Below are 25,982 nucleotides of genomic sequence, written 5' to 3'. Positions count from 1 at the left end.
CAGGTGCTCCGAAGTGAACGCAACTTCGTGTGACGCTTTCGGGTGACCTTATCCCTTCGGGTCACCCCTCGGCAGGCCCGCGATATGTGCCGAACGTCAGTACCAAAAATTGACGTAATCAGTGCCGCTCAAGGACCAGAGGCGTGGGCCAGCCCAGCGGGCCAGCAGCTCTTCACCTGCGGTCAGACGAATCTCGGCGCTGGGAATGCTGCTTCCGAAGTCCTTGCTCCAAACGACCTTGAGGGTGTTGCGCCCCTTGTGCAGGTACGAGGAGATGTCACGTTTTTCCAGGCTGGCATAATCGCCAAGCGGTCGCCCGTTCAGCGTCAGCTGTATCAGCCCGCGCGCCACCAGGGTGCTCAGTCGCAGCAGCCCCTCGGCAGATGCGTTGCGCGCCTCCAGCGGTGGATCGTCACGAACGATGGCCACGGACAGCACGCCACTGGTCGGCCGGAGTACCCCGTCGATTCGGTAGCGAAACAGCAGTTCCGGAGATCCGGCGTCAGAGATCCGGCTGACTGCAACCTCCGCTCCCTGCCGCACGTTGCTCCAACCAATGCGCACCGGGTTGCTTCCCTGCAGCAGCAAGTCATTGATGGTTCTCACTTCAGGTTTTCCAGCGGAAAAACGCATCAACTTCTGCCCGATAACCACGCGAACCTCGGCGTCACCTGGAGAAACGCTCAGAATGTAACGAGCCTGCGCCCCAGCAGCGCTCATTGAGAGTAGGCACAGTAATAAGATGAAGGCTTTCAACGTGTCTCCATGTTAATGCTTTTTAAAGTTCACGCACATGAAAAATGTTGAGTGAAGGATAAATGAATTAGACATTATAGTAATATGAAAACCAGTGGGCGTGCCTACAGCGCACACCTGGTACCACCCGTTAGGCTGAATCAGTGTCGGCCTCTCCTGCCTTCGGACTTGTATGTGTGACTGCCTCGGGAGAAGTACGCTTCCGTACGGTAACGCGCACCAACTATCTCAAACTCAGTCCTGCTGCCCGGCGCGAAAAACTACGCGATCTGTATCACGACAACACCGCCCGGCTGCTGAAGGCGCTCGACTTCTGCCGTCAGCGCGGAATTCGCCTGTACCGCATGACCTCGCAGCTCTTTCCGATGAGCGATCTCGATGATGGCATCGGCGCCGAAGTCCTGGCCGAGCTGTCGGCCATCCTGCCCGAAGTTGGACAGCGCGCCGAGAGCTACGGCATTCGCGTGGTCGTGCACCCTGATCAGTTCGTGGTCCTCAGCTCCGACTCACCGAACGTGGTGGAAAATTCGCGCCTGATTCTCGGCCAGCATGCCCGAAACCTCGACCTGATGGGTCTTCCACGCAACGCCTGGAGCATCATCCTGATCCATGGAGGCAAGGGCGGACGCAGCGAGGCCCTCGGAACGCGCATCATGGAGCTGCCTGAAAACGTCCGCACCCGGCTCGCCCTGGAGAACGACGAGCACATCTACAGCGCCGCTGAAATACTGCAGGTAGCCAGGCGCACAGGCGTGCCATTCGTCTTCGATGCCCATCATCACGTCATTAAAGAGAAAGTCGCTTCGTACGACGACGCCTCGGTCAAGCACTTCGTACGCGAGGCACAACGCACCTGGCCGCATCCAGAGTGGCAGATCGTTCATCTGTCGAACGGTAGGGAGGGCCTGCTCGACCGGCGCCACAGCGATCTCATCGAAACGTTCCCCCAGGCGTACCTCGACGTTCCCTGGATTGAAGTGGAGGCCAAGGGCAAGGAAAACGCCATCGCCGACCTCCAGCAGCGCTTTGCAGGTTGAGAAAACCCGCTGGTGACTGCGGGGCACCAAAGTCTTCTCCGACGACATCCCGTGGCGACCGTGACACATAGGGCTTCCAGTGCGCTTTGGACAACCTTCGGGCAAGATCTGTATTTCTGCCGCGAGGCAAAAATACACAAAAAAGTAAGAATCCCATCCAGGACGGGATTCTTATTGGTGGGCGGTGAGGGATTTGAACCCCCGACCCTTCGCTTGTAAGGCGAACGCTCTACCGCTGAGCTAACCGCCCGATCGTACGCCCGAAGGCGCCTCAGCCTCAGCATGGTAGCGACCGCGCCGGCTTCGGTCAAGCGGGCGCCGAGGTAGCCTGAGGCCATGACGAGGCTCGGTGTGCTTGCGGCGTGGATACAACGACGTCTTGGACCCGAGGAAGTACCCGTCTTGTACCGGACCGGTCGCGAGCAGATAGCGACGCTGGGCCTGGCGCTAGAAGCGGCTGACGTCCCGTCGGGTTGCGGCGTGGACGCGCTCTTCCTGCATCGCCCATTTGATGTGGGCAGCTTGTGTGAGGGCGCAGGCGTACTGGCGTCTCATGCGGGTTTCGACCGGTATCTCACCACTGGGGAGAACTGGTCGCTCGCTTCGCATCTGGGTTGGACAGACGTTCAGCCCTTTGTGGTGGGCGGACGAATCCTCGGTCTGAGGGCAGCCGCGCCGAGCGAGGGCTGGGATGGACTGCTTGCGTCGGCCCTGGAAAGCTTCGGAGGATGGGATGAGGCACTGCCCCCAACTTCGGTGTTGCACGAACGGGCGGGCAGCGTGGCGCTCGTGAACGCCATGCGGCCCGCTTTACTGAGTGCCGCCCATGACCGGGGCGTCAGGGTGTATGTCACGGGACAGTTTCGTGGGGGTGCCCGGCAACGGGCCGAAGCACTCGGGATGGGCATTCTCGCGCTGGGCCACAAACGCAGCGAGCGGTGGGGACTGCAGCAGCTGGCGCGGGAGCTGTCAGCCGAATTCCCCGATGTACACATCCGTGTTTTTGCGTGAACTACGAAATCCCGGTCATTCCTGAAGAGCCTTCTCGAGCGCTGTGCGAGACCGTCTGCAGCCGCTCGCCTGCACGGTTACAGCATCGGGAAAAACCCCGCGACGGGAACGGGCGCTCCGGGTTGACGACGGTAATTGTCCGTTTGGACATCGACAAACTGTGGATCGGCCAGACGTGAAGTGCTCGAAATCGCGCTCGTACCACGCCGCCCGGCGATCACCACGTCGGCGCTGCCATTAGGCCAGAAGACGTTTTCGCTCTCACCGATCACACCGTCGGTCCACACGAGGCTTTTACCCGCGTCACTGCGTCCTTGCAGGACGTTCTGGCGAAGTTCCAGCACGCTGGCGTCGCAGCCTTCTCCGCAGGAGACCCCGACCTTGACGTTCACAGCGGTGTTGCCAATGGCTTTCGTGCCGAGATTGTCACCCCATTTGCTCTGGCTGCCTCGCAGCACCAGAAACTCACCGCCCAGCGAGTGCCCGACATACAAATTGCGCTCGAAGATGTTGTGCCGGGCCGCCTCGGTACTGGTTCCTCCCAGCTCGGTAAAGGTCGTGTCCCGGATGGACTGGTTGTGGTGCACGTAATTCTGGCTGCCTTTGTAGACCTCGACGCTGGCACCCTCGATCGCGTAGTCCTCGCTGCAGGCGAGATTGCCGGAAAACGTGTTATAGGCGATCTCGTTACCGTGTGCGTTGACCAGCACCCCCCAGGCTCCGGAATCGTCGTCGTACTTAAGGGCCGCGGGCGTGTTGGTGCTGATGACGTCGTTGTTGGTGAGGGTGTTGTAAAGCGCCTTGTTCCTGGTTCCGGCACTGAAGTGGATGGCGGCAGTGAAGCCGCTTGCCCGCGAATGCTGCACGACGTTGTCGCTGTTTCGCAACGCGAAACCGACCCGCCAGCCCTGCGCTTGCGTGGGGCACTTCACGGTGCCGCCGTAGGAAGGGTTTTTGGCAAGCCACGAGGTGGGGCGGTTTCCCACTTCCGGCTCAAGGTACTCCAGAACCTGATGGGTACCACTGATGGCAATGGCCACTTCCTGTGTTCCGGTGGTGCGTATACGAGGCAACTCTCCTGTCCCGTACGCGCCGATGGTAACGGGTGCCGACGCAGTGCCGTTCCAGCGGGCGCTCAGCTGACCGTCCCAGCGGCAATTTCTCTTGAGCAGCAAGGCTTCGCCCGGATTCAGGGCAGCCGTGTTGGCTTTGGCGAGACTTTTCCAGGCGGTCATTTCGCTGGTGCCGTCAAAGGAATCGCTGCCCGAGGAACAGTCCAGATAGTACGTCTTGCTGTACGGGGTGACGGGCGACGGGGGCGGGGCGGGCACGACGGGTGACGGCGGTAGTTCGGTGGGCGGAGGAGCCGGGTCACTGGGGGGAGCCGGTTCGGTGGGCGGGTTTGCGGGTGCCAGCGGCGCACGGTCCGGAAGCAGTACCACTGGCAGAAAGGAAACTTCCGCCAGCGTCACGTCCGCGTTCTCCGAGTTACCGGAGTTCGTGACGCGTACGAACCGCGCCTGATGCGAACCGAACAGAAATGGCTCGATCTGCAAAGTCGAGCCGCTGGACTTCAGGCCCGACGCAACGTTTCTGAAGGTTTGACCATCATCGCTCACTGCAATGTCAAACGTTGCCTGCCGCACATCTCCCCGGTGGAATGCCACGCCGATGCCACTCAGACGTTTGCTGGCCCCGAGATCGTAACGAATCCACTCACCACGCCCTGATGCGGCCCAATGCGTCCGCGGATCGCGGTCCACAGAGGCCTGCGGTCCGAACCCTGCGCGGGCACTGCTGGATCGCACGCTCACGGCGGCGATCGGCGTGCTTTCTTTGAAAGCGGCCTCGGCCAGCGAGATGCGGGCGTCCTGGCTCACCACCCGGACATACCGCGTCTGGACCGGCGAAAAGCCGAAGTACTGAAGGCTCGTGCTGGTACGGCCCGACTCGGCCTCAAGCACCTTTGTGAACGCCACTCCATCCAAGCTGACCTCGACACTGAAGCGTGTCGTCCGCAGGTTTGCGTCGAAAAAGGCCAGTTCGAGACCGTCAAGCTGCGTCTCTGCGCCAAGGTCGAAGCGAATCCACGCCCCGGCCTCCTGGGCTGTCCAGTAAGTACCGAGGTCACCGTCCGTCGTGAATGAAGGCAGCGAGTCACCGTCTGCCGCGCTAACCGACGTCCTGGTGATCGTGAGGGGCCGAAGGTTCGGCGAGACGAGTGGCAGCAGAAACTCCTGGGTGTCGTAGCCCGTTGTACTCGGCGCTTGCGGGCTACCACCACAACCGGTCAGGACACTCAGCAGGGTCAGGGAAGCCAGGGTGATGAACTTGTTGAGGTGCATGGGGTGGTTCTCCTCATGTCCGTCACTCCGCCCGAACTGCGCGAGTATGACGCTTTGATGAAGTATGTCTTACTCACATCTTAAAGCGCCCTTAAATTATTCACATGTGATGATTCTTGCGGGCGAACCACGGCGAAATCGGATGAGAAGCTGCCGACTCGGCTTCACGGTCGGGGAACACAAGGCCACTCCTTCGCCACAGAATTCAAAGTTGGCACGGCAAAACGAAAGCGCGGGCAGGCCTTATCGGCCTGCCGCGCTTTCCCGGCGGGTCAGTGGCCCGGTGTCCGCCCGAGCGCACCCAGTTTATCGTGCACGGCGATTCGGTCAATGAGGGTGGAGCTGGCCTCGTTCAGGCCGACCAGTTCCACCTTCACTCCCTGCCGCATGAAATTCAGGGCCACCTTGTCAATGGCACCAACCGCGCTGCCGTCCCACAAGTGCGCGTGCGTCAGATCGATCACGGCTTTGTCAATGTTCTCCTGCACGTCGAACGAATGCACGAATTCATGCGAACTCACGAAGAACATCTGCCCCAGCACGTGGTAGGTGCGCGTGCGTCCGTCGGGGCTCAGCTCGCTGGTGACGCTCGACAGCTGTGAGACCTTGCGGGCGAAGAAGATGGCGCTCAGCACCACGCCCACCAGTACCCCGATCGACAGGTCGTGCGTGATGACCGTGGCGGCCACCGTTGACACCATCACGATGCTCTCGCTTTTCGGAAAGGTCCTGAGTGACTTGAAGCTGCTCCAGTCGAAGGTACTGATGGCCACCACAAACATCACCGCCACCAGGGCCGCCATCGGAATCTGAATGACCAGTGGTTGCAGCACCAGAATCAGGATCAGCAGCACCACCCCGGCCGTGAACGCCGAAAGTCTTCCGCGTCCACCGCTGGTGACGTTGATGACGCTCTGCCCGATCATCGCGCAGCCCGCCATCCCTCCCAGAAAGCCCGTGGCAATGTTGGCCACACCCTGCGCGTTGGATTCCTGGTTCTTGTCGCTGGTGCTGAGCGTCAGGTCATCCACGATCTGTGCGGTCAGCAAGGATTCCAGCAGTCCGACGATCGCGAGGGTAAAGGCGACGGGCGCGATGATCATCAGGGTTTCCAGCGTGAATGGCACTTGTGGCAAGGCGAAAAATGGCAGCGTGCTCGGGAGTTCTCCCATATCGCCGACCGTACGGACGTTGGCGCCGGTGAAGATCGCCACGGCCGTGAGCGCCACGATGGCGACCAGGGCGCTCGGAACGGCCGGAATGATTTTCGGCAGCAGGTAGATGATCGCCAGCCCGGCGGCAACCATGGCGTACATCTGCCAGTTCGCGCCCACGAACTGCGGCAGCTGGGCCAGGAAGATCAGGATGGCAAGCGCGTTGACGAAGCCGGTCATGACGCTTCTCGGCACGAACTTGAGGTAGCGGGCGAGTTTCGCCCAGCCGAACAAAATCTGAATGAAACCGGTGAGGACGGTGGCAGCGAACAGGTAAGGCAAGCCGTGATCTTTCACCAGATCGATCATCAACAAAGCCATGGCGCCGGTTGCGGCGCTGATCATGCCAGGTCGTCCACCGATAAAGGCGGTGATGACGGCGATGCTGAAGCTGGCATAGAGACCCACTTTGGGGTCTACTCCGGCGATGATGGAAAAGGCAATGGCTTCAGGAATCAGCGCGAGCGCGACGACCAGCCCGGCGAGGAAATCTCCGCGGATGTTACCGAACCATTCTTTTTTGTACTGAGCGAGCGTCAAAAAAATACCTCTGTGTTGAAATCCGCGGTGGCAGCAGGCGAGAAGGCGCAAAGCGTGAAGAAACATGCGCAGACCGGAGTCTCAGTTCACCTGATTGTTCTTCGGGGGCGCTCTCGTGGGCGCCGCACCCGCGGTAACGTCATTATGGCAAAAGTGTCCAGTGAACGCAAATCGGGGTCAGTTCGCCTGTCCAGGGCCGCCCTCTGGCGCCGGTAGCCGTTCTCGCCGCCCGCCTGCGGGCGGCGACCCACGCCCATACAATGGGGCATGCGAGTCGTCTCTGTGAACGTCGGTCAACCCCGGGTGGTCAGAATCGGCGCCGAGGATGTGGTAAGTGGCATCTGGAAAGTGCCTGCGGCGGGCCTGCAGGCCATCGGCCCGCTGGGGGTACAGGGAGACCACGTGGCGAACACCAAGCACCACGGTGGACCGGACCAGGCGGTCTACCTGTACACCGCGCAGGATTACGACTGGTGGACCCAGCGCCTGCTGGAGCACGGACAGGACGAACCTCTGCAGGCCGGAGTGTTCGGCGAGAATCTGACCCTGTCGACGTTCGGTGAGACCGAGGTCCGGATAGGCGACCGCTTCGAGATGGGCGAGGTTGTGCTGGAAGTCACGGCGCCCCGTATTCCCTGCGCCACGTTCGCTGCCCGCATGAACGATTTGTCGTTTGTCAGGAAGTTCCGTGATGCCCGGCGCCCCGGCTGCTACGCGCGCGTGATGCAGTCCGGCCGTCTCCAGGCAGGCGATGAAGTGCGCAGAACGCCCGCACCACCGGCTTACCCGACGATCACCGAGGTCTTTGACCTGTGGTATGAGAAGTCACCGCCCACCGAGCTGCTGCGGCGCGTGCTGGCCGCGCCCGTGGCTGAACGGGCGCGCCTTCACTACGGTGATCTGCTGGCATCACGGCCAAACTGACGCCGACCCGAGGCGCGGCACCGACCGTTTCAGGCGCTCTTCAGACGCTGCGCGAACTGACGGCGAAACTTGACCACTTTTGGTGCCACCACGGCCAGGCAGTACCCTTGCCCGGGATTGCGCCGAAAGAAGTCCTGGTGATACGGCTCAGCCTTGTAAAAGGGGCCGTCGCTTTCGATCGTCGTGACGATCGGGGCCTCCCAGATGTGCGCGTCATTCAGCTCGGCGATCACGCGTTCCGCGGTCACGCGCTGCGAGTCACCGTGCGCGAAGATGGCCGAGCGGTACTGGGTGCCCACGTCGCCTCCCTGTCGGTTCAGCGTCGTGGGATCGTGAGTCGCGAAGAAAATGCCCAAAATGTCTTCGTACGAGATGACCTGGGAATCGTAGGTGATCCGGACAGCCTCGGCGTGACCGGTGCGGCCGCCGCAGACCTGCTCGTAGGTGGGGTTGGGATCGGCACCGCCAATGTAGCCCGATTCGACGCTGCTCACGCCGAGCACCTCCTGAAAGACCGCTTCGGTGCACCAAAAGCAGCCACCGGCCAGTGTCGCAATTTCTTGAGCCATGGCGGCAGTCTGCCGCAATGCTGGCGTTCGCGCTGTCGGGATGGGCACGATTGGTCAGAAGCCGCGTCCGGTCATGGCAGACCGCTCAGGCGCGAACATGCTCCACGACAAACGGGCCATAAAAATGTACCGAGGACGCCCCGGCCATTGTGAACGCCTTGCAGACCTCCTGATATGACGTTCCCCGCGACAGCGTGACGCACACGACGTAGCGGCCCATCAGCAGTTCGTGCACGTAGTGCTCAAGCTGCCCTCGCTCCTCGGTCATGCCTTGCAGGTAGCGTACGAAACGGGCGATCAGGCCGTGGTGGCGTCCGTCCGAGTCGAGGGTGTGCGCGCCTCCTTCGCCCTCCAGTATTTCGATCTTCTCGTCGCCGCAGCCCAGGGCCATCAACTGCCCGGCCAGCACGCGTACAGCTTCCAGATCGGCAAGCACGCCAAAAATCTTGCCGCGTGGGTAAAACGAAAAGGGCCGGGTGGAGCCGGATACAGTAGGGGGGCGGATTTCCATCGGGTGCTCCTGTTCGCCTGCCGGGATACGTCACAGGGTCGCGGTGACGTCATCACCAATGAGAGCGGGAAAACCAATCGACTGCCGAAGTGGGGGACTTTTGTCCGACGGTAACACTGTCCGGCGACCAGGATGGTGCGCTGGCCTGCGAGGTGAACGTCGTCTCAGGGAAACCGCCAGACAACTGAGCGAAGAGGTCATTTTCTTGCGCTGGAGGCAGCAAGTTTGCACAATGTCGGCATGCGACGCATCGGCTTACTCGGCGGCATGAGCTGGGAATCGACCCAGCTGTATTACCGCTTCATCAACGAAGCAGTCCGCGATCAGCTGGGCGGCCTGCACTCGGCTGACCTGCTGCTGCGCTCTTTCGACTTCGAGCAGGTCGCGCGTCTGCAGCGGGCTGACCGCTGGGAAGACGCTGCCAATCTGCTGGGCGGAGCGGCGCGTGACCTCGTCCGGGGTGGCGCCGAGGTCATCCTGATCTGCACCAATACCATGCATCTGGTCGCGGAGGACGTTGCCACGCAGGCTGGAGCGCCGGTCATTCACATCGCCGACGTGACCGCTGAGGCGGTGCAGGCCGCAGAACTGACGCGAGTCGGGCTGTTGGCCACTGCCTTTACGATGGAGCGTTCCTTTTACCGCGAGCGGTTCGAACAGCGGGGCCTGTCGGTGCTGGTGCCCGAGGTGCAGGCGCGCAGCGAGGTCCACCGGGTGATCTTCGAGGAGCTGTGTCAGGGCGTCGTGCGGCCGGAATCCAAAGCCGTGTACCTCGGCGTCGCGCGTGATCTGATCGAGCGTGGGGCGCAAGGCCTGATTCTCGGCTGCACCGAGATCTGCCTGTTGATCGGGCAGGAGGATTTCCGCGTACCAGTGTTCGACACCACCGCTTTGCATGCCCGCGCCGCTGTCCGCTTCGCGCTGTCCGCGCCCGAACCGGCCCAGGCATACTAAACCGGGACCGGGACTGAATGAGAAGAGCCGCTCCTGAGCGGCTCTTCTGCGCGAAGGCGTGTTGTCCGGTTCAGGCTTCCATGTGCGGTGAGCCCGACAGGCTGCGCTCCACGGCGTTGCTCACTTCAGTTTCGAAGCGCTGCAGGTGTCGCTCCAGACGGGCAATCTCGTTTTCACCGAGGTCGCTCAGCAGCAGGGTCGTGCGCCCCAGAACCGAGAACATCAACCGCTCGTCTTCGTCGCTTTCGAGGGGATCAAGAGTCAGGCTGCCGAAATCCAGGCTCTGGTTAAGCAAATTGACACCCAGCATCACGTCTGCCAGAGCCTCCTCGTCCACGTAGAGATCCAGGTCGAGGTGGGCGCGCACCATCACGCCCTCCCCCGCCTCATCACCCTCGGCGAACAAGGCCAGTTGCGCGCTGTGACCTGCCAGCACCGCACCGTCTTCCACGCGCTCGACGTCGCGGCCACGCTGGGCCAGTTGCGCGATCAGGCGCTCCAGTTCGGTCATGGGGGGGAGTATAGCGTTCGGCCACAACCAGCGAAAGGAACGCCGCACGGTATGATCACCGTCAGGCCGTGGCGCGGTAGACCCAGACGTGACCTTGCCATTCACGCAGAAGTTCACCGTGCAGGCGCAGGTACTCCACGTGCGCGAGCGTCTCGGCCAGCGCAAAGCGCCGGGCGCTGGCCGACAAGTCGCGCGGAAACATGGCAAAGGACAGTTCAAAGGCGTGCTGTGGTCGGGCGCACAGCTCGGCTCGGCACAAGTCAAGGCGCTCGGCGTGATGGGCGAGCAGTTCGGCGGCACGCTCACGGGTATCGTCGAGAAAGGGCCCGTAGTGACCGACGACGGAACGGCGCGGCGCGAGATCGTGCAAGGTACGCAAGGTACTGAGATAGTCGCCCAGGGGATCGGGCCTCGTGTATGCGTACAGACCGACATTGGGTGAGATGCGCGGCAAAATCGCGTCACCAGCGATCAGCAGACGCTGGTCGGCCTGCCACAGGCCCAGATGCCCGTCGGCATGACCGGGCAGCCACAACACTTCCCAGGGCAGGCCGGTCAGCTCGATCCGCTCGCCCTGCCTCAGGGGAAGCAGGCGGCTCGCGGGGTGAACGCGCTCGCGCGAGCGGCGCGATTCGCTCTCCATCTCGGTGAGCAGTTCACCGCGCATGCCGTGATCCTCGAAGTGCCTGCGGTGCCCCGCGAGCCACTGTTCCCACATGCGCCAGTAGCGTTCGCCGCGCGCGATGTCGAGGTCAAGCATGTGTACGGTCGCGCCGCTGCGCTCTTCGATCAAACCGGCCAGCCCGTAGTGGTCGGGATGATGATGGGTGATGATGACCCGCTCGATGCGCTCCCAATGCAGCCCGAGTTCACCCAGGGCGCTTTCGATGGCCGCCTGGGCTTCCGGTGTGTCGAGCGCCGCGTCGATCAGGGTGACCGGCCTCGCCGTGTCGATCAGCACGGTCACGAAGCGCATGGGGTAAGGAATGGGCACTTGCAGGGCGTACAGAGTGCCGTGGACATGGGTGAGCATGGACACAAGCTAGCAAGACCATGCCGGGCCGGCGTTGCCCCGAACGCGAGCTGCAATCGCCCGTATCCCGTGCCAGATTCTCGGCGCCACCGGGCGCACCACGGCGCGGGGGCGGTCCGGCACGGCCGATTGTCGATTGTCTACGGTGTCGCAGGAAGGGCTCGCTGCCGATCGGTAAGATGTCGGGGTGACCCACGTTCTGACCCGCGCCGCGTCCGTCGAGCGCCACACCCTGGAAACCCGCATTCACGTGACGCTCGATCTCGACGCGGCAGTCGAGGGGGAGCTGTCGACCGGACACGGCTTTCTCGACCACATGCTTGAACAACTCCGCCGGCACGGCCGGCTGGGTCTGAGCGTGGCCGCCCAGGGTGATCTGCACATCGAGGTGCATCATCTGGCCGAAGACACGGGCATCACGCTGGGTCAGGCGCTGTCACGCGCGTTGGGTGAACGCGCGGGCATCGAGCGGTACGGCAGCGCCTTCGTGCCAATGGACGAGACGTTGGCGCACGTGGTCGTCGACCTGTCAGGTCGCGCCCATCTGGCCTTCGAGCCTGAATCGCTCGATGTCTGGGGCAGTGCGGGCGGCTTCAGCCATTATCACCTGCGCGAATTCCTGCGCGGGCTGTGCAACCATGCGGGCGTGACCGTGCACGTGCGCCTGCTGGCGGGCCGTGAAGCACACCACGTCATCGAAGCGGTATTCAAGGCCTTCGCGCGCGCCCTGCGGGACGCCGTGCGGATCACCGGTCAGGGCACCCCGAGCACGAAGGGCGTGCTGTGATGGGCAAGACGCTGCTGATCGATTATGGATCGGGCAACCTTCGCAGCGCCCACAAGGCGCTGGTCCGTGCAGGTCTGGACGTCGAGCTGTCAAGCGACCCTGCGCGGGTGTCCCACGCGGCGGCCCTGGTGGTGCCCGGTCAGGGTCACTTCCGGCAGGTTATGGAGGCATTTCGCTCCTCAGGTTTCGAGGAGCCGCTCCGCGAGGCCGTCGGGCGCGGCGTCCCACTGCTGGGCATCTGCGTGGGCATGCAACTGCTCTTCGAGGGTTCCGAGGAAGCGCCCGGGACCCCAGGGCTGGGTTTGTTCGGCGGCATCGTGCGCCGGTATGGAGGCGACGTGAGCGTGCCGCAGATGGGTTGGAATTCGATCGACCGGGTGGGTGACTCGCCGATTCTGCGGGATCTGGCGTGCCCCGCCTACGTGTACTTCGCCAATTCGTACTATGTCCCGCTGGACGCCGAAGTGGAAGCCGGGGCCATCAGCGAGCACGGCGTTACGTCCTGGAGCGCCATTTCACAGGGCAATATCCACGCCACGCAGTTCCACCCGGAGAAGAGTGGCCCGGTGGGCTTGGAGATTCTGCACGGCTTTCGCCGCCACGTGGTCGAGGCGGCCTCACTCACCCGTTGACCGTCGCGCCGCCCGGGATCAGCCGCTGTGGCCGGTTCGCGAATTCTGAATGGTTTCATGCATGACCGTCGCCCGAAGGCGGACGTTTAATCTATGGCCATGTCTTTGCCCTCGGAGCTGAGTTATCTGGATTTCTGGAGCCTTGCTTCAGGTGAAAACGTCCGCCCGGACCGTCTGCTGGGTGCCCACGTGGTGGAGCAGGGCGGCGTGCCCGGCACGCGTTTCGCGGTCTGGGCGCCCAACGCGCGGATGGTGAGCGTTATCGGTGATTTCAACGGCTGGAATCCCTTCGAGCACGGCATGCACCGGCACGAACTGGGGTTCTGGCACGTGTTCGTGCCCGGCGCCGCACACGGACAGCAGTACAAATTCGCAGTCACGAGTCACGCCGGCCATACCGTTCATAAAAGCGATCCGGTTGGGAAATTCATGGAGCTGCGTCCCAATACCGCCTCGGTCATCTGGGCACCCGAAGCGTTCGCCTGGAGCGATGACGCGTGGCTCTCGGCCCGGCAAGGCGCAGGCTACGACCGCCCCATCTCGGTGTACGAGGTCCACCTGGCCTCATGGTCGCGCCGCGAGGACGGCTGGTACCTCAATTACCGCGAGATCGCCACACGGCTGGCCGACTACGTCTGCGAGATGGGCTTCACGCACGTCGAGCTGATGGGCGTCTCCGAGCATCCCTTTGACGGGTCCTGGGGCTACCAGGTGACGGGATATTATGCACCCACTTCGCGTCACGGCACGCCGGACGACTTCAAGTGGATGATCAACCACCTGCACGAGCGTGGCATTGGCGTCTACGTGGACTGGGTACCCGGCCACTTCCCGACGGACGAAAGTGGACTCGCCCTCTGGGACGGCTCGGCGCTGTACGAGTATGCCGATCCCCGGCGCGGCTTTCACCCGGACTGGAACACCTACGTCTTCGATTACGGACGCAACGAGGTCGTGACCTTCCTGATCGGCTCTGCCCTCAACTGGATCGAGGATTACCACATCGACGGCCTGCGCGTGGACGCGGTCGCCAGCATGATCTACCTCGACTTTTCACGCACCGAATGGCTGCCGAACATCTACGGCGGGCGCGAGAACCTCGAGGCCATCGCCTTTATGAAGCGTCTCAACGATACCGTTCACAGCCTGCATCCCGGGGCGGTGATGATTGCCGAGGAATCGACCGCCTTTCCCGGCGTGACCTCGCCCACGCCGCAGGGACTGGGCTTTGACTACAAGTGGGCGATGGGCTGGATGAACGACACCCTGGCGTACTTCGAAAAAAATCCGCTGTACCGCCGGTACGACCACGGCAAGATGACCTTTTTCAACGTGTACCGCACGACAGAGCATTTCATGCTGGCCATCTCGCACGACGAGGTGGTGCACCTGAAGAAGTCGATGGTCAGCAAGATGCCCGGCGACTGGTACCAGCAGCGCGCCGGTCTGCGGGCCTTTCTGGCGTTGCAGTGGGCCACGCCCGGCAAGAAGCTGCTGTTTCAGGGTCAGGAATTTGCGCAGAGCACCGAGTGGGAGTACAACGTCGGTCTGCCGTGGTATGTGACGGAGCACATCGAACACCGCGGGGTGCAAGTCCTGGTGCGGGACCTCAACCGGCTCTACTGTGCGCAGCGCGCGCTGCACGCCGGCGACCATCACGAAGCCGGTCAGGAGTGGTTGAGCGCCAACGACGCCGAAGCCAGCGTCTTCACCTTCCTGCGGCGCGATCCGCAAGGCAGCGACTGGCTGCTGGTAGTCGCCTCGCTCACCCCGGTCTACCGGGAAGGCTACATGATCGGCGTTCCAGAGAGCGGCCGTTACCGCGTGGTACTCGATACTGACGCGGCCGAATACGGTGGATTCGGTACCCGGCAGACTGATCTGGAGGCGCGCGAGGGGCAGTGGCACGGTCAGCCTGCGCACCTGCGCCTGAATCTGGCGCCCAACAGCGTGCTGTGGCTGGTCAAAGAGTGATTTTGGGCAGGCCGGGCGCGCGGCGAGCACGGCGGCGCGGGCCATGCGGAGGCCGCGACCGATGAAGCCAGATCCGGGTCTGCTGCCGCTTGGCAACCTGATCATCCTGCTGGTGCTGGCCCTGCTGCTCTTCGCCGCGCTCGTGGACTTGTGGCGGGCGCCCGTCTGGATGCTCGCCGCACTGTTCGCCGCTCGACTGGGCGTGCAGCTCTTGCGCGCCCGCCACGACCCGGCCTCGCGGCGTCCGGCGGCGTGGCTGGTCGACGTGGTTCTGCTGGTCCTGCTGGTCACACAGACACCTCGCTGAGCGGGCCGATGCGGAGGGCAGGCGGAGGGCAGGCGGAGGGCAGAAGGGCGCCCCAACCGGCAAGAAAGAAGAGCGGGCAAGTGCAGGCCCGCTCTTCTTTCCGCCGTACTCCAGTTACATCCGGCTGACTGCCTGTGCCTCTACGGGGATGACGATCACCCGGTCCGGAGTGATGACGCGCACCTCACGCTTGGCGGCCTGCCACTGGACCCGCAGTGCCGGCAAGGAACGCAGGGCGCCCACCTGAACGTAGGCGGTGTTGCCACGCACGGCGGCCGGAAGACTCAGAGACTGGGCACCGACGCGCACGGTCACCTCAGTTTTGCCGGGCAGGAGCACCTGGCCACCCAGTGCATTCACCAGCGCTCGCAATGGAACATACACGCTGCCTGCACTGGTCATCAATCCGCGAGCGTCGAGGACAAACGGCACGAGCGGCGGCCGGGGGGCGGCCGTCTGCGTTCCCTGTACGGGCGGCGCCGCTTCGGTCTGCGCCGCCTGAGTCTCCGGGGCACTCGCGGCGACTGACACGCGTGGCGTGTTGGCGACCTGCTCGGCCCGCGCCGTGATTTCGCTGGGTGTGAGCGTGCGTCCCCAGCCGGCCGGCACCGAGCGCCACTGCGACCATGGGCCGCTGGCCGGGCCCTGCCCGACAGCCATCGCCAGCAGGCGTCCGTCGTTGGAAACGCTGTAGAGCATGCCCGAGTCGCTGATCGCTGCCGATACGTCGATGCGCGCCGAGGTCGGAAGCTGCCACAGCGGCCTTCCGGTTTCAGACACTGCGTGCAGGGTACCCTGCGCGTCACCCACCACCAGATCACCATTGCTCAGCTGCGCCGCGGGAGCAGCAATGGGCGCGCCGGCGCGGTAGGTCCAGGCTTCGGTGCCGCCCTGTTGCAGGGCGTACAGGGTACCGTCGAAGCTTCCCACCACCACCAGGCCTTGCTGTGTGATGATCGGCGAGGCGTTGACGAACAGTCGGGTCTGTACTTTCCAGCGCAGCTGACCTGCCGGGTCCACCGAATAGACATGCCGGTCTGACGATCCGAAGTAAATGTTTCCTTGTGCGTCGAGGGCCGGGCTCGAAAAGACGAACGAGCCTGCCGAGAATTTCCATTTCACCTGCCCGTCGGGCGACAAGGCGGTGAGGGTGGAATCCTGCGCGCCGAAATAAATGGTGCCGTCAAGAGACACGGCAGGGCTCGAAAAGATACCCGCTCCTGCCTGGAAGGTCCACAGTACCTGACCTTGCGAACTCAGCGCCACCACCCGGCCTGCCGTCGACGCGACAATCAGGCTGCCGTCTGTGCGCAAGGCCGGCGTGGCAAAGATATCCCCGTCAAGCTTGTATCGCCACTCCAGTTTGCCGTCGGGCGTGAGGGCGTAGACATAGTCGTCATAGCTGACCACATAGATCTGGCCACCTGGGGCAACCACCGGCTGCCCGCGCCCGATGTCGCCCAGCGCGTATGTCCAGCGCTCCTCGCCTGCCGAGGTGGTGCGGTGTATTTTGGCATCACTGCCGACAAACAGCAGGTCGCCCTCTGCCGTCAGAGCCAGGGCACTCAGGCCTTTCAGCGGCTTCTGCCACACCACCGCCGGAGGGCTGGCAGCCAATGTTACTCCGGAAAGATGAAGCATAAACAAAGCGAAGGTCAATGATTTTCTCATTTAAAAGTGGACTCCTTCATTCGGTCTTCATGCGACCTGTAAGCTTCATTGGCTCAGAAGCTGCTTCGTAGACGTTACAACACTGCATTTCTACAATGCTAAGTGATATGAAAAAGACTCTCATTGTAAGTGTGATCCTCGGCATGACCACCATGGCATTCGCCCAAACGGGCACCACGACCACCACAACAACCACGACCCAGACGCAGCCCGCCGCGCCGGCCACCCAGGCCACCGGACAGCTGAGCGCCGAGCAATACTTCGCCCGCGCCCAGGAGCAGGCCGTGCAGGCCGAAGTCGCCTACCCGGTGGCTTTCGTCGACCGTACCCTCTGGAAGGCTGCCGTCACGGACGCCAGCATGGCGGCAATGGCCGAACCTGACAACCGCGAGTACCGGTCCTACAGCGCACAGCTCTACACCAAGACCCAGTGGTGGATCAACGCTTACAACGCCTGGAGGGAACTGGGCGAGCTGACCGAAGCCGAGCGTGACCTGGCCGCCCTGTCCGCTGCCAAGCTCGGTTACCTGGCCCTGCAACGCGGTGACCGCGACACTGCCCGCACCTATGTCACGCAGGGCATGCAGTGGCGCAACACGCAGTCCCTGCAAGACCTGATGCGCCGCCTCTGAGCGTCTGTTTCTGCCAGAGCACTCCGGGAACTCCGGAGTGCTCTTTTCATGTCCCGCTGCCCCGTCTCCGGACCACTTACGTTGCGTTCCTGCCGCCGCGCGAAGGGTCGGTTACCCTGCCTGAACAGCGCCGTGTTCGACCGGCTTTATTCCATGCGGAGGGCGCGGCTGCCAGCCACGCTCTTGCTCACCAGAATGCGTGACGGCAGGCGCTCCGAGAGACTCTCGACGTGAGTAATGACCCCCACCGTACGGCCCTGAGTACGGACCTTTTCGAGGGCGCCCGCCACCGCTTCCAGGGCCTGCGGATCGAGGGTGCCAAATCCCTCGTCCAGAAAAAGTGCCCCGAGAATATGATTCCCGGCAAGGTAATCACTCAGGGCAATCGCCAGGGCCAGGCTGGCCAGAAAAGTCTCGCCTCCCGAAAGGGTCTTGACACCGCGGGTCTCGCCGGCATTCCATAGATCCTGCACGCTGTACTCACCGCTTTCCAGCAGCAGGCGGTAGCGTCCGTCGCTGATCTCGAACAGCAGCTCGCCCGCCCGGTCCAGCAGGCTCGATTCGACTTCAGCCAGCAGAAACTGCTGGAACTCGTTGGCCCGAAGGGACTGCGCCAGGGCCGACCAGGTGTCCAGATCGCGCGAGGTGCGGGCCAGGGCCGCTTCAAGTTCGAGTTTCCGCGCGAGTTTCTCCTCTCCGGCGCGCAGCTGCGCCGCCAGTTCCGCGGCGCGGCGCCGTGAGGCCGTGACGTACTGCTCGGCACGCTCACACTGCGCTCGCGCTTCAAGCAACTCCCGCTCGTCGAACGTGCGGCCACCCAAAGTGCTCTCCAGATCGGCCACCTCGCCCTGGCATTTCTCCAGGACCGTGCTCCACAGCCGGTAGCGCTCTTCGAGCCCGAGGATCTCGTGCTCGGGCAGCGCTGCCGAACTGGCCTGCGCTTCGGTCAGCCGCAGCTCGGCGAGGCTGGTACTCAGGACCTGCTCCGCGCTGTCGAATTCGCTCTGGCGTTCGGCCATACCGCGTTCGGCGGAGCTTAGGGCCGCTTCGGCGGCGGCCAGCGACACCTCGAGGGTCGCGGCGCGGCGACGGATTTCCTCGGTACGGGAGACCCGCATTGCAATTTCGCTCAGCAGCGCGCGCCGTTGCCCGGCCGGGTCGTCACCGCTGGCACGCAATTCAGCGGCCAGACCGGCCAACAGCGAACGCGCCTCGGCGGCAGCGTCGCCTGAGAGCTGCTCCTGCAGGCGCCTCAGGGCCTCACGGCGGGAGTTGAGCGCCTCTTCACGGCGATAGAGATCAGAGCGGTCCCGGGTCACGGTGCCCTCCAGCGCACGGATGTTGGCACGCAGCTCGCTGAGCCGGTCTCGCAGCGCCAGCAGGGCTTCCTCGAGCGTTAAGGTGCGCTGTTCCAGGGTAGCCATATCGACGGCGGGAGGCGCGGGCAGCGCGTGCACCGTCTGCTCGCACAGTGGGCAGGGCTGACCGACGTGCAACTGGTGACGCAAGGCCAGTGCACCCTCACGTTCGCGCACGGAACGCAATTCAGCTGCCGCCACGTCGTGCTCACTGCGAATCTGCCGGCCCTTTTCCGTCACGTCTTCTTGCTGAAGGCGCCAGGCGGCCAGATTTTCGTCGTCGCTCGCCACCCGCAGCCGCAGGGCGGCAATTTCACGCGCTTCGTGTTCGATGGCTTTCGCCTCGACCGAAAGCTGCTGCTGGAAATTCACGCGCTCACGTGCCTGCACAAAAGCGTCTTCGTCCCAGGCGCGCGGCGATGGGTCGGTCAGCCCGAGCGAACCGCCGTGACGCCGCAACACTGCCAGTTTACGTTCGGCCTCGTGCAGGCCGTCCGCGCGGCGCTGCAAGGCAGGGCATTCCTGCAGAGCGCTCTGCGCCTCCTGGGACTGCTGCAGCGCCGCGCGCACCCCGACGACGCGCTCATCACGTGTCTGCCGGGCTGCGCTGACCTCCGCCATCGCCCGCTCAGCGCGTGACTGCGCGCGGTCACGCGCCTCGATGCGCGGCAGAACGCCCGCGACCCGGCGGGCACGGCGGGCGCGCTCCAGGGCTTCGTTGGTCGCCGCACGGCGCTCCTCGAGCTCGCTCAGTGAAGCGCGTGCCGCTCTCAGCTGAGCGTGCAGCGCCCCGATCTGGGCCAGCTCGGCGACCCGAGCGCTCAGCTGCTCACGCACCGACTGACCCTGCTCGGCGGCCTCCTCGGCCAGCCGCACTTCAGTTCGCCAGCCGTCCAGTACCTCTGGCGTCAGGCTGGCGTACTCGCCGTCGAGCAGGGTCTGTTGGGCGCGCAGATCGGCGCTCAGGGCCGCCTTGCGTTCACCCGCCACCTCGGCCATGCGTCTGTAGTGGTCGAGGTCCAGCAGCGCGCCCAGCAGTTCCTGACGCTCCTTGCCGGTGCCTCGCAGAAAACGGTCGAATTGTCCTTGCGGCAGGACCACGGCGCGGGTAAACGAATCGAAGTTGAGTCCGACCACCTTCTCGATCGCCAGTTGTGTCTCGGCTTTCTTGGTTTCGGTGAGCGTCACGAAACGTTCACCGTTCCAGGTCTCGAAACGCACCTCGTTGTCGGCCTGCCGTCGCCCACGCGCGCGCGCGACTCGGTAGCGCGCACCGGCCGACTCGAATTCCAGACTGATCGAGAGACCCCGCTCACCCTGCGAAATCAGCGCGTCGTGCCCGATCTTGCCTAGGCGCGGCGTCTGGCCGTACAGCGCGTACATCACCGCGTCGAGCAGACTCGACTTCCCGCTGCCCGTCGGGCCCTGAATGGCGTAGAGTTCCAGGTGCTCGAAGTCGATTTCGACGTGCTGTCGAAAGCAGGTGAAGCCCTGCACGGCCAGCTTGAGCGGCTTCATGCGTTCACCCCGGCACCCGGCACTTCTTCTTCGCGGGCCAGTCGGTCGGCTTCCTCGAAGGCGGCTTTCAGGTTCGACGGCAGGGTCTCGACGCCACGCCGCTCCCGATAGTACCGCTCGAACAGCTGCAGCGGGGTCAGGCCGTCGCGGCGCTCCACGCTGGCCGGCGCTGCCTCGCCCACCGCTTCGGTTTCGATGGCGAGCGTTTGTGGCAACAGCCGCAGCACCCGGTCCTTGAGTCCGGGCATCGTCGCTCCGCCCGGCACCTGCACCACCACCTTCAGCAAGCCGGGAAAGTCCGCCACGGCGGCCAGCTTGCGGTCCAGATCGTCAAGGTCCGACTTGACCACCTTCAAGGGTTTTCCAGCCGAGAGCGGCAAAAAATGCACTTTGGCCGGTCGGCCCGGCTCGACCTCCACCAGGTTGACTCCCTTGCGCTCGCCGGCCTCCCCGAAGTCCAGCTGAATCAGGCTGCCCGGGTAATACGCGGGCGGCGCCTCGGAGGGCTGCTGCGGCTTGTGAACGTGACCCAGCGCAACGTACTGGGCGCTGGTCGGGAATTGCTGGGGCGACACGGTGTAGGCGTTGGTCAGGTCGAACAGGAAGGTCCGCTCGGAGCCCGACGGGGCACTGCCTTCGACGGTCGCGTGCAGCATGAGGGTGTTGACAGCGTTCGCCCGGAAGGAACGCTCGAACTGCCCCATGAAAAAACCCATGCCTTCGCGGTACTTCTGCCGCCAGGCCCCGACGTCCCCGCCGAGCACGTCGGCGTACTTCACCAGGCGACGCTCGCTGAGAAACGGAAAGGCCGCCACCACCAGGTCCGTGCCGTTCTTGGCGGTGATGGTGCGCACCGCCGCCTGCGGACTCGCGGGCATCTGCGCGACGAGGTGCACCCCGACCCAGCCCAGCAGACCCGAAAGGCCAGCAAGTCGGTTGGCGCTGTCGTGGTTGCCGGCAATCGCGACGCTGGGAATCTCCAGTTCGCGCAGACGCAAAAAGAAATCATAGATGGCCGACTCGGCTTCGGCACTGGGGTTGACCGAATCAAAGAGGTCGCCGGCCACCAGAACGGCATCTGCCCGCTCACTCTTCGCGAGATCGGCCACTTCGGTGAGGGCGGCCCGAATTTCAGGGGTCCGGTCAAAGCCGCGCAGGGTGCGTCCGGCGTGGAAGTCGGCGGTGTGCAGTAAACGCATGAGCCTTCATTATGCCTGAAGCAGAAGAAGCGGACGCCGCCCAAATCACGATGACGTATCCGGCGGCGCGGCAAGACGACCACAGCCTGCACCTGGGCCCTCCGCGCCAGGTGCTGTGAATCTTTGGAACACGCCTCCCGCTGAGTGCGCTGAGTGCGCGTGTGACCGTCAGCTGGACGCGCTCAGCTCGGAAACCCACTTCGGGCGCGTGAGCCTTTTGGCCGCAGCTGTCTTGCCTCGCATTCGCCACCGGATCTCCGCTATGCTGTCCACATAACGCCGTGACCCCAGATTCTCCGCTCACCTCGAACCCCGACGCTCCATCCGCTCAGCATCTGCGGGTGCGTGGCAGCGTGAACAAAGTGCGCTTCCGTGCTGACAGCGGCTTTGCCGTGCTCTCGGCAACCATCGAAAACGAAGAAGGCCGGGACAACGACGCCACCCTGGTCGGAATGGTGCCCCCGCTGGAGTCCGGTGACACCTTCAACGCCGAGGTTACCCTCGAAGAGCACCGCGAATACGGGTATCAGTACCGCATTCAGCTGCTGCTGCTGGACGACGTGCCCGTGGCGCTCAACGAAGAGGGTGTCGCGGCCTACCTGGAAGCGCGCGTCGCCGGAGTCGGCAAAGTGCTGGCAGGACGCATCGCGCAGCATTTCGGTGCCGACGCCTTGGACATTCTCAGTGAGGACCCCGAACGGCTGCTGTCGGTGCCCGGCGTGACCCGCAGCACCCTGCACAAAATCGTGCAGAGCTGGGAAGAAGCGGGAGGCGAGCGTCGCCTGATCGCAGGGCTGCAAGGTCTGGGACTCAGCATCTCGCAGGCCCAGCGCGCCGTGAAGCACTTCGGCTCGAACGCCCTGGATCACCTCAATTCGGATATTTACGCGCTCACGGAAATCGAAGGCATCGGCTTTCTCACCGCCGACAAGCTCGCCGAGAAGCAGGGAATCCAACGCGACGACCCGCGACGACTGACGGCCGCGGCGGTCTATGCCCTGCAGCAGGCCCAGCTGGCGGGTGGGCACACCTACCTGCCGCACGAACGCGCGCTCAGGGGGCTCGTCCACTACGCGCGGGTCTCGCCGCTGCAGGCCGAATTTGCCCTGGAAAGCGCCAGCGAACTCGGACGGGTCATCGACGATGACGGGCGTATCTACCTTCCGAGCGTGCTGCGCGCCGAAAAGAAGCTCGCGAGCACCATCCGCACGCTGCTGGCCACGCCGCCCAGCGACGAATGGACCGTCACGAAAAAGGACGCCCGCGGGCTCAGTGCCCAGCAGGCCGAAATCTTGCAGTTACTGGAAGAAAACCGGCTGGTGGTGCTGACGGGCGGACCGGGCACCGGCAAGAGCACCACCACGCGGGCCGTGGCCGATCTGGCCGAGAAGCTCGGGCTGGAAGTCGGCCTGTGCGCGCCAACCGGCAAGGCGGCGCGCCGGCTGGGCGAAGTGACGGGCAGAACTGCCAGCACCATTCACCGGCTCCTCGGGTATGGCCCGGACGGTTTTCGCTTCGGGCCCATCGAGCCACTGCTCTACGACCTGATCATCGTGGACGAGGTCAGCATGTGCGGCGACGCGTTGCTGTTGGCCCTGCTCAGTGCCCTTGGGCCGGGCACGCGCGTACTGCTCGTGGGGGACGCTGATCAGCTGCCGCCCGTCGATGCAGGCCTGCCCCTCCTCGCGCTGACCCAGATCGCGCCCACCGTGCGCCTGCAGCAAATTTACCGTCAGGCGGCCGAAAGTCCGATTGTGACTGCCGCCCACGGGTTGCTGGGTGGTCAGCCGCCCGTCTTCGGGCCTGCGGCTTTGCGCCACATCGAGGTCGAAAGCGACGTGGGCGCGCGCCGGGTGGCTTTGCTGGTGCGCGAACTGGGCGGGCCGTCGATGGTACAGGTCCTCTCCCCTATGCGCAAGGGCCCGCTGGGCGTGGAAATGCTCAACCACGCCCTGCAGAGCCTGTTCAATCCCGGCTCGGGCGGCACGCGCATCGGCGAGTTCGAAGTGCGCGCAGGCGACTACGTGGTGCAGACCAAGAACGATTACCAGAATGAGGTGTTCAATGGAACGCTCGGCCTGGTGCTCGCAGAAGGCGGCGGGAAAGTTCAGGTGGACTTCGAGGGCAATATCGTCGAACTGTCCGGCGCCGAGCTGTGGAATCTGCAGCTGGGCTACGCGCTGACCGTACACCGCGCGCAAGGCAGCGAGTGGAAGACCGTGCTGGGCGTCTTGCACGAGGCCCACGCGAACATGCTGTCGCGCAATCTGGCCTACACGGCCCTGACACGGGCCAGCGAGCGTTTCCTGGCGGTCGGCTCCGAGCGGGCCTGGGCCATTGCCGCGTCGCGTCAGCGCGAAGTGCGTCACACGCACCTGCTCGAACGTATCCGTGGAGCGTGACCGGGGCCGCATCGGGCGGCGCCTGGCGCGCTTGCGATGATGAAGCCTCCCTGCGCTGTTCCTCAGGGCCTCCGCATGACACCGCTTCTAAGCTGAAGAGGCTGAAGAGCAAATTACGGAGGAGCGATGACTGAGGACACTGGAATGATGGCCACGGGAGGTTTGCGCGGCATCAGCGAGGACACACCCGAACACCAGGACCGGAGCCTCGACGGCATCTCGGGCGCGCGGGACGCGGCTCCCTCGACCGAGCGGTACAGCAACTTGCAGCAGGGTGCTTCTGTCAGCGCTGAGCCCGACCAGGCCTCGCTTGAACAGCGTGCCCGTGAAGAGGCGACCGTGGAAGGCCTGGTGTCGGGTCCGCGAGGCGGAGTCACCGGCACGAGTGACAGCTGAGAGCCCAGGCCTTCGAGACCAAGCCTTCGGGAAACGCCCGGCGGGCAAGTAGAACCACTCCCCCATGACATGAAACAGCTTCGTCGTGCCCGGTGACTTTGTGGCCATCGGACGCTATTCGCGTGTCAGGACGTAAACATCCACGTTGCGGGTGTGGCGCAGCACCGTATGTACGATCGAACCGCGCAAAAATTCCTCCCAGCGGGAACGGCTGCTCTCACCGATCACCACCTGGGTGATGTGATTTGCCTCGACATACTGCACCAGGGTGCGTCCGATGTTTCCCTGGCTGGGAATGACCTTGAAGTGGCCTCCCAGTGCCTCGGTGGTGTCCTGAAAAAACTGCAGGAGCTGCTCGCCCTGGGCATCGGGCTTCCCTGAACTCACGAAGACCACGTCAAGTTCCCCGCCGAGCCGACTGGCAATGCGCCCGCCCCGGCGGATCAGCCGGCCCGATTCGGGCTCCAGGGCGCAGGCGACCAGAATGCGCTCCTTGACACCGCCGTTGTCTTGATCCTCACCCTGCACGGCGTCCGCGACCTGCCGCAGCGCCAGTTCACGCAGCGTCGTCAAGGTGCTTTCGGTAAAAAAGTTCTTGAGCGCGGCGTCGACCTTGTCAGGGGAATAGATTTTTCCGGCACGCAGGCGGTGTTGCAGGGTCTGTGGACTGACGTCCACCAGCACCACCTCGTCGGCTTCCTGCAGCACCTTGTCGGGCAGGCGGTCCTTCACGCGCACGCCGGTCAAACGCGCGATCAGGTCGTTGAGGCTTTCGAGGTGCTGGATATTCACGGTAGAAACAACGTCGATGCCGGCCGCCAGCAGGTCTTCGACATCCTCATACCGCCTCGCGTGAGCGCTGCCGGGCGCATTGGTGTGCGCCAGGTCGTCGACGAGAACCACTTCGGGGCGGAGGTGCAACAGCCCTCCCAAGTCCATTTCACTCAACACCGCCCCTTTGAATTCCACTTCACGACGTGGAAAGGACGGCAGCGCGTACGCGACGTCCTGGGTTTCACGTCGGCCGTGTGTCTCCAGCACCCCGATCATCACCCGGCGCCCTGCGGCCAGCAGCTCGTGAAGATCCTGCAGGGCACGGTAGGTTTTTCCGACCCCGCTGGCCATACCGACATAGATCTTGTGGCGACCGCGCGGGCGGGCCGCGTTTTCATCGGGGGTCTGCTGAGTGAGCGGGCTCGCCTCGTCTGGCTCGGCCATGCCCGCTATTGTAACGCTGGCCCGTCTCAGCACAAGCTCCAGCGTTCGGCGTGGACCTGAAGAGCAAGCCGACCTGCATTCTCACCCAAGCCAGGGCGGCGCGGCCTATTATTCGCCCCGGCGCGAGCGCGCAGCGGGCACAGAACATGAAGATACCCATAATTGTCAGGATGTCCTGGAGTATGCTGGAAGGCGTGAGGCGCCCTGAGGTGTCAAGGAGAATGTCGTGAAAGAACTCGTGCTGGATGGCGAGGAGTGCCAGACTCACCTGAAAAAATGTGCACGCGCCCTGATCGCCAACGACGGCAGCGTGATCTACAAGGACAGCGTGCCGCGTTTCTGGTTGTTCGACGAAGCGGACGGCAGCATGCGGCTGCTGACCTGGAACGAAATGCAGCTCAACTTTCCGGAACTGCTGGATTGAGGCTGCAAGAGGAGGGCGCGGACGCCATGGCGTCCGCGCCCTCCTCTTGCACTCTTCGC

General features: G+C 63.8%; 23 protein-coding genes and 1 tRNA gene. 12 read left to right on the top strand and 12 right to left on the bottom strand.

The features are described from left to right. Nucleotides 1–96: 96 nt before the first annotated feature. Complete coding sequence (locus tag DEIPE_RS17115; RefSeq protein ID WP_157448911.1) at nucleotides 97–606, bottom strand: hypothetical protein; 510 nt, start codon at nucleotides 604–606, stop codon at nucleotides 97–99. A gap of 293 nt (nucleotides 607–899) precedes the next feature. Between DEIPE_RS17115 and uvsE the strand changes: the two genes are divergently transcribed. After that, nucleotides 900–1,793: a UV DNA damage repair endonuclease UvsE gene (gene uvsE, locus DEIPE_RS17110; protein WP_015237235.1), complete on the top strand. Its 894-nt coding sequence runs from the start codon at nucleotides 900–902 to the stop codon at nucleotides 1,791–1,793. Nucleotides 1,794–1,968: 175 nt separating this feature from the next. Here uvsE and DEIPE_RS17105 read toward each other — a convergent pair. Continuing rightward, nucleotides 1,969–2,043 (bottom strand) — tRNA-Val (locus DEIPE_RS17105). An 86-nt stretch (nucleotides 2,044–2,129) separates the two neighbouring features. Between DEIPE_RS17105 and DEIPE_RS17100 the strand changes: the two genes are divergently transcribed. After that, entirely contained in the window at nucleotides 2,130–2,804 is a 675-nt protein-coding gene (locus tag DEIPE_RS17100) for a Nif3-like dinuclear metal center hexameric protein (RefSeq protein ID WP_041230966.1), read from the top strand. 77 nt (nucleotides 2,805–2,881) lie between these two features. Here DEIPE_RS17100 and DEIPE_RS17095 read toward each other — a convergent pair whose 3' ends face one another. Both DEIPE_RS17095 and DEIPE_RS17090 read right to left on the bottom strand, forming a co-directional pair. After that, nucleotides 2,882–5,149 (bottom strand): discoidin domain-containing protein, encoded by a 2,268-nt coding sequence (locus DEIPE_RS17095; protein ID WP_015237233.1) that lies wholly within the window; start codon nucleotides 5,147–5,149, stop codon nucleotides 2,882–2,884. Nucleotides 5,150–5,421: 272 nt separating this feature from the next. Further along, the gene (locus DEIPE_RS17090; RefSeq protein ID WP_015237232.1) at nucleotides 5,422–6,903 is read right to left on the bottom strand and encodes a SulP family inorganic anion transporter; all 1,482 of its coding nucleotides are present in this window, start codon (nucleotides 6,901–6,903) and stop codon (nucleotides 5,422–5,424) included. A 267-nt stretch (nucleotides 6,904–7,170) separates the two neighbouring features. Between DEIPE_RS17090 and DEIPE_RS17085 the strand changes: the two genes are divergently transcribed. Further along, complete coding sequence (locus tag DEIPE_RS17085; protein ID WP_015237231.1) at nucleotides 7,171–7,827, top strand: MOSC domain-containing protein; 657 nt, start codon at nucleotides 7,171–7,173, stop codon at nucleotides 7,825–7,827. Nucleotides 7,828–7,856: 29 nt separating this feature from the next. On the opposite strand, the gene msrA is transcribed toward DEIPE_RS17085, so the two are convergent. Both msrA and DEIPE_RS17075 read right to left on the bottom strand, forming a co-directional pair. Then, on the bottom strand, nucleotides 7,857–8,396 hold the full coding sequence (gene msrA / locus DEIPE_RS17080; protein ID WP_015237230.1) for a peptide-methionine (S)-S-oxide reductase MsrA: 540 nt from the start codon (nucleotides 8,394–8,396) through the stop codon (nucleotides 7,857–7,859). 85 nt (nucleotides 8,397–8,481) lie between these two features. After that, entirely contained in the window at nucleotides 8,482–8,907 is a 426-nt protein-coding gene (locus tag DEIPE_RS17075; RefSeq protein ID WP_015237229.1) for a hypothetical protein, read from the bottom strand. A gap of 240 nt (nucleotides 8,908–9,147) precedes the next feature. Here DEIPE_RS17075 and DEIPE_RS17070 point away from each other — a divergent pair, with 240 nt between their 5' ends. After that, the gene (locus DEIPE_RS17070; protein ID WP_041230965.1) at nucleotides 9,148–9,861 is read left to right on the top strand and encodes an aspartate/glutamate racemase family protein; all 714 of its coding nucleotides are present in this window, start codon (nucleotides 9,148–9,150) and stop codon (nucleotides 9,859–9,861) included. Between the two features lie 70 nt (nucleotides 9,862–9,931). Here the strand turns inward: DEIPE_RS17070 and DEIPE_RS17065 are convergent, their stop codons facing one another. Continuing rightward, the gene (locus tag DEIPE_RS17065; protein ID WP_041230964.1) at nucleotides 9,932–10,372 is read right to left on the bottom strand and encodes a hypothetical protein; all 441 of its coding nucleotides are present in this window, start codon (nucleotides 10,370–10,372) and stop codon (nucleotides 9,932–9,934) included. Between the two features lie 61 nt (nucleotides 10,373–10,433). Then, nucleotides 10,434–11,405: an MBL fold metallo-hydrolase gene (locus DEIPE_RS17060; protein ID WP_015237226.1), complete on the bottom strand. Its 972-nt coding sequence runs from the start codon at nucleotides 11,403–11,405 to the stop codon at nucleotides 10,434–10,436. A 199-nt stretch (nucleotides 11,406–11,604) separates the two neighbouring features. Between DEIPE_RS17060 and hisB the strand changes: the two genes are divergently transcribed. The 4 genes from hisB to DEIPE_RS17040 all read left to right on the top strand — a co-directional run bounded on the left by hisB (nucleotide 11,605) and on the right by DEIPE_RS17040 (nucleotide 15,105). Beyond that, a complete protein-coding gene (gene hisB, locus DEIPE_RS17055; protein WP_041231690.1) occupies nucleotides 11,605–12,192 on the top strand; it encodes an imidazoleglycerol-phosphate dehydratase HisB in 588 nt (195 codons plus the stop codon). After that, nucleotides 12,192–12,824: an imidazole glycerol phosphate synthase subunit HisH gene (hisH, locus tag DEIPE_RS17050; protein WP_015237224.1), complete on the top strand. Its 633-nt coding sequence runs from the start codon at nucleotides 12,192–12,194 to the stop codon at nucleotides 12,822–12,824. The genes hisB and hisH overlap by 1 nt, the downstream gene beginning before the upstream one ends. Before the next feature lie 99 nt (nucleotides 12,825–12,923). After that, entirely contained in the window at nucleotides 12,924–14,798 is a 1,875-nt protein-coding gene (gene glgB / locus DEIPE_RS17045) for a 1,4-alpha-glucan branching protein GlgB (RefSeq protein ID WP_041231689.1), read from the top strand. Nucleotides 14,799–14,859: 61 nt separating this feature from the next. Next, entirely contained in the window at nucleotides 14,860–15,105 is a 246-nt protein-coding gene (locus tag DEIPE_RS17040) for a hypothetical protein (protein WP_015237222.1), read from the top strand. 114 nt (nucleotides 15,106–15,219) lie between these two features. Here DEIPE_RS17040 and DEIPE_RS17035 read toward each other — a convergent pair whose 3' ends face one another. Next, complete coding sequence (locus DEIPE_RS17035) at nucleotides 15,220–16,746, bottom strand: outer membrane protein assembly factor BamB family protein (RefSeq protein ID WP_157448910.1); 1,527 nt, start codon at nucleotides 16,744–16,746, stop codon at nucleotides 15,220–15,222. A gap of 137 nt (nucleotides 16,747–16,883) precedes the next feature. On the opposite strand from DEIPE_RS17035, the gene DEIPE_RS17030 reads away from it, so the two are divergent. Then, nucleotides 16,884–17,408, top strand: coding sequence for a hypothetical protein (locus tag DEIPE_RS17030; RefSeq protein WP_245557555.1), 525 nt, complete (start codon nucleotides 16,884–16,886; stop codon nucleotides 17,406–17,408). A gap of 146 nt (nucleotides 17,409–17,554) precedes the next feature. Here DEIPE_RS17030 and DEIPE_RS17025 read toward each other — a convergent pair whose 3' ends face one another. Both DEIPE_RS17025 and DEIPE_RS17020 read right to left on the bottom strand, forming a co-directional pair. After that, a complete protein-coding gene (locus tag DEIPE_RS17025) occupies nucleotides 17,555–20,284 on the bottom strand; it encodes an AAA family ATPase (protein WP_015237219.1) in 2,730 nt (909 codons plus the stop codon). Further along, nucleotides 20,281–21,483, bottom strand: coding sequence for an exonuclease SbcCD subunit D (locus DEIPE_RS17020; protein ID WP_015237218.1), 1,203 nt, complete (start codon nucleotides 21,481–21,483; stop codon nucleotides 20,281–20,283). The genes DEIPE_RS17025 and DEIPE_RS17020 overlap by 4 nt, the downstream gene beginning before the upstream one ends. A 281-nt stretch (nucleotides 21,484–21,764) precedes the next feature. On the opposite strand from DEIPE_RS17020, the gene recD2 reads away from it, so the two are divergent. Together recD2 and DEIPE_RS17010 are read left to right on the top strand one after the other, a co-directional pair. After that, nucleotides 21,765–23,885, top strand: coding sequence for an SF1B family DNA helicase RecD2 (gene recD2 / locus DEIPE_RS17015; protein ID WP_015237216.1), 2,121 nt, complete (start codon nucleotides 21,765–21,767; stop codon nucleotides 23,883–23,885). 126 nt (nucleotides 23,886–24,011) lie between these two features. Next, nucleotides 24,012–24,281 carry a hypothetical protein gene (locus DEIPE_RS17010; RefSeq protein ID WP_015237215.1) on the top strand — a complete coding sequence of 90 codons (270 nt, stop codon included), beginning with the start codon at nucleotides 24,012–24,014 and terminating at the stop codon, nucleotides 24,279–24,281. Between the two features lie 114 nt (nucleotides 24,282–24,395). Here the strand turns inward: DEIPE_RS17010 and DEIPE_RS17005 are convergent, their stop codons facing one another. After that, a complete protein-coding gene (locus tag DEIPE_RS17005) occupies nucleotides 24,396–25,499 on the bottom strand; it encodes a universal stress protein (protein WP_015237214.1) in 1,104 nt (367 codons plus the stop codon). A gap of 226 nt (nucleotides 25,500–25,725) precedes the next feature. On the opposite strand from DEIPE_RS17005, the gene DEIPE_RS17000 reads away from it, so the two are divergent. Continuing rightward, complete coding sequence (locus tag DEIPE_RS17000; RefSeq protein ID WP_015237213.1) at nucleotides 25,726–25,923, top strand: hypothetical protein; 198 nt, start codon at nucleotides 25,726–25,728, stop codon at nucleotides 25,921–25,923. Nucleotides 25,924–25,982: the final 59 nt, after the last annotated feature.

This window comes from Deinococcus peraridilitoris DSM 19664, assembly GCF_000317835.1.
GTDB lineage: Bacteria > Deinococcota > Deinococci > Deinococcales > Deinococcaceae > Deinococcus_A > Deinococcus_A peraridilitoris.
The sequence above is the reverse complement of the archived record's forward strand: the minus strand, read 5'-3'. Positions and strand labels throughout refer to the sequence as shown.